This is a genomic window from Synechococcus sp. R6-10 (assembly GCF_047461815.1).
Lineage (GTDB): Bacteria > Cyanobacteriota > Cyanobacteriia > Thermostichales > Thermostichaceae > Thermostichus.
On sequence record NZ_JANSHW010000430.1, the window covers coordinates 1 to 3,241 of the forward strand.

At 59.4% G+C, this 3,241-nt stretch carries 3 protein-coding genes; 1 reads left to right on the forward strand and 2 read right to left on the reverse strand.

Annotated features, from left to right (window positions below; all coding sequences use genetic code 11):
- Positions 1 to 74 precede the first annotated feature (74 nt).
- Entirely contained in the window at positions 75 to 974 is a 900-nt protein-coding gene (gene truB / locus NW837_RS11720) for a tRNA pseudouridine(55) synthase TruB (protein WP_414331711.1), read from the reverse strand.
- A gap of 95 nt (positions 975 to 1,069) precedes the next feature.
- On the opposite strand from truB, the gene NW837_RS11725 reads away from it, so the two are divergent.
- Positions 1,070 to 2,083, forward strand: coding sequence for a DMT family transporter (locus tag NW837_RS11725; protein WP_414331706.1), 1,014 nt, complete (start codon positions 1,070 to 1,072; stop codon positions 2,081 to 2,083).
- A 27-nt stretch (positions 2,084 to 2,110) separates the two neighbouring features.
- Here the strand turns inward: NW837_RS11725 and trpS are convergent, their stop codons facing one another.
- Positions 2,111 to 3,106, reverse strand: a complete 996-nt coding sequence (gene trpS / locus NW837_RS11730) for a tryptophan--tRNA ligase (RefSeq protein ID WP_414331708.1) — start codon at positions 3,104 to 3,106, stop codon at positions 2,111 to 2,113.
- Positions 3,107 to 3,241 lie beyond the last annotated feature (135 nt).

The window sequence follows — 3,241 nt, forward strand, 5'->3', positions numbered from 1 at the left end:
CAGGGGTTTCTTTCCCACTTCCCTCTGAGACAATGGCCAATGTTGTTACGAAAATGTAACCTTTCTGCAACACTCTAGGGATCCGGCGACAACACCCGCAGCGGCTTGAGCTGACCTGCCTGACCGTACCCCAAGCCCAAAAACTTGCCCGCCTCGTCCAGCACCCGCAAAGTAGGGGCATCGACAACAGGCCGGTCGAGGAGAATGGCCCGACCCTGCAGCCACTGCTTCGCTTTGGCGGAAGAGAGCTGTACCGCACCCCAATCGGCAAATCCCCACTCGATGGGCAGCAGGGCAGCAGCGGGATCCGCGGATCCCCGCCATTTCTCCAGGGGCAGGCTTTCTGCGATGCGAAAGGGGCCACTTTGCAGCCGTCGCAGCCGGCTCATCAGCCCTCCACAGCCCAATTTTTCCCCCACATCGCGGGCAAGGGCACGAATGTAGGTGCCGGGGCCACAGGCAACTTCCAGATCCACTTCCGGAAAGTCTCCGGCTCGCCAGCCCAGGATGCGCAGTTGCCGAATGACCACCCGTCGGGGTTCCAACTGGAGTTCCGCAGCCTCCACGCCGGCCCGGGCCAACTGGTAGAGCTTTTTCCCCTGCCGCTTAAGGGCGCTGTAGAGGGGCGGTACCTGCCAGATCTCGCCGGTAAACTCCCGCAAGCACTGCTCTACCTGCTCGCGACTCAACCCAGGACAAGGGGATCCCACCCGGATCTGCCCTTCGGCATCGTCGGTGTCGCTGCGCTGTCCCAATCGGAAGGTTGCTTGATACACCTTATCCCCCGACAAAAACGACAAAAAGCGTGTTGCCCGTCCCACCGCAATCGGCAAAACCCCCGTTGCCGCCGGATCCAAGGTGCCCCCATGCCCCACCTTGCGGGTGCGCAAGACCTGCCGCACCGCCGCCACACAGTCGTGGGAGGTGAGCCCCGCCGGCTTGTCCAGGTTGAGAAAGCCCTCCAGGGATCCCATGCCAGGCATAACATGCATCAACAGTTAAGATTTGTAACTGAGCTGCCCCAGCGCTTAACATGGGGTTAACTTCCGTCTCCAAGTTTGAAGCACCTATGGCTCAGTCTGACCTGTTCTTTCAGCCTATCTGGCAACGCCTCCTGATGATTGCCCCCTTTTTCCTGTGGGGCTCGGCGATGGTGGTGATGCGAGATGCCCTCTCCGAGACCACCCCCCTCTTCATTGCCATTCTGCGGTTGCTGCCGGCAGGGATCCTGGTTCTTGCCTTTCGGCTCTGGCAGGGGCGGGGTTCTGCGTCTCACGCCTGGCATCCCAGAGGGCTGCGCGGCTGGCTATGGGTGTTGGCGTTTGCGCTGGTGGATGGCACATGTTTTCAGGGATTTTTGGCCCAAGGGCTGAAAGAGACAGGGGCGGGCCTGGGATCCGTGCTCATTGACTCGCAGCCGCTGGCGGTGGCTCTGATGGCCACCTGGTTTTACCGCGAGCGGATGGGATCCCTAGGCTGGCTGAGCCTGGGGCTGGGAGTTTTCGGCATTGGCCTCATCGGCCTATCCGGCGAGGGATCCCTGCAGTTGGGGGCCGGCGTCGTTTGGATGTTGATGGCCTCCCTGTCGATGGCCATCGGCACCGTGATGATGCCCAAGGTGGCGGAGGTGGCGGATCCGGTGCTGGCGACGGGCTGGCACATGGTGTTGGGCAGCCTGCCCTTGATCCTGCTGTCAGCACTAACAGAAACCCAGCAATGGCAACACCTGAGCGGGATCCACTGGCTGGGCCTCCTCTACGCTTCGGTGATGGGGAGCGCCTTGGCCTATGCCCTCTTCTTCTATTTCGCCTCTCAGGAAAACCTCACCGAGTTCAGCTCCCTGACCTTCCTCACCCCCATCTTTGCCCTGCTGTTTGGCAGCACCTTTCTGGGGGAATCGCTGACGCGGCTGCAATGGCTGGGAGTGGGCATCACTCTGGTCTGCGTGTATTTGATTAACCACCGGCAAGAATGGCAGGAGCGCCTGCGCCTAGGCTGGAAAGGGATCCTCTCGGAGCTGGGTTTGGATTGGCTGGTGAGCGCCTTCAGCACCGTCGAGATCCGCGATGGCAACCCCGACTGATCCCATCAAAGCTTGGGCAGGGATCCCTTAGGGGGGCAAGAACCCCATGGCCTCTCTCACCCTTTGTAGCGTTTGCTCGGCGATGGCCCGGGCCTTAGCGGCATTCTCCCGAATCAGAACGAGCAGGTGGTCGGGGTTGCTCCACAGTTCCCGGTAGCGCTGCTGAATGGGCTCCAGGGCAGCGATGATGCTGTCGGCAAGGAGGGGCTTGAACTGCCCCCACCCCATCTCGGCACACTCAGCCGCCACCACCTCCTTGCTTTTGCCGGAGGTGAGCATGTAAATCGTCAACAAATTGTGGGCTTCGGGACGAGCCGGATCGTCAAAAGTAATGCCCCGAATGGGGTCGGTCTTGCATTTTTGGATCTTCTTGCGGATGGTATCCGGGTCATCCAGCAGATGAATACGGCTGAAATCCGAGGGATCCGACTTGGACATCTTGCGCGTACCATCGGTCAAGCTCATTACCCGCGCCCCCTCCGGACGAATCAGGGCCTCTGGGATCAGAAACACCTCTCCAAAACGGTCATTGAAGCGGCGGGCAATATCCCGACACAGCTCAATATGCTGCCGCTGATCCTCCCCCACTGGCACATACTTGGGTTGGTAGAGCAAAATATCCGCCGCCTGCAAAATCGGGTAGCTGAACAAGCCAACGCTGGTCTCCTCTCCCTGTTTTTCTTTCTTCTCCTTGTATTGGATCATGCGCTCCGCCCAGTTCATGGGGGTGATGGTGTTGAACAGCCAGGCCAGCTCCGTATGGGCAGGCACATGGGACTGGACGAATAGCACGCAATGCTCCAGGCTGAGACCGCAGGCCAAATAAAGGGCAAACAGCGAACGGGTTCGCTCCCTCAGCAGCTTAGGATCCTGAGGAACGGTGATGGCGTGTTGATCGACGATGCAAAAAAAGTTCTCGTAGTGCTCCTGCTCGGCCACCCAGTTTTTAATTGCCCCCAAGTAGTTGCCCAAATGCAGTTCGCCAGAGGGCTGAATGCCAGAAAGGGTGCGCGGCTTGGCCATAGGGAAAGCAGATCTCAAACGCCAACAAGACGGAGGACAAGAGCAAGGAAAGTCTTTTTCAGGATATCAAGAGAGGCGCAACCTGTTGGTTCATGATGGAAAAAAGACGCCCAACCCCACACCATGTCAGACTCT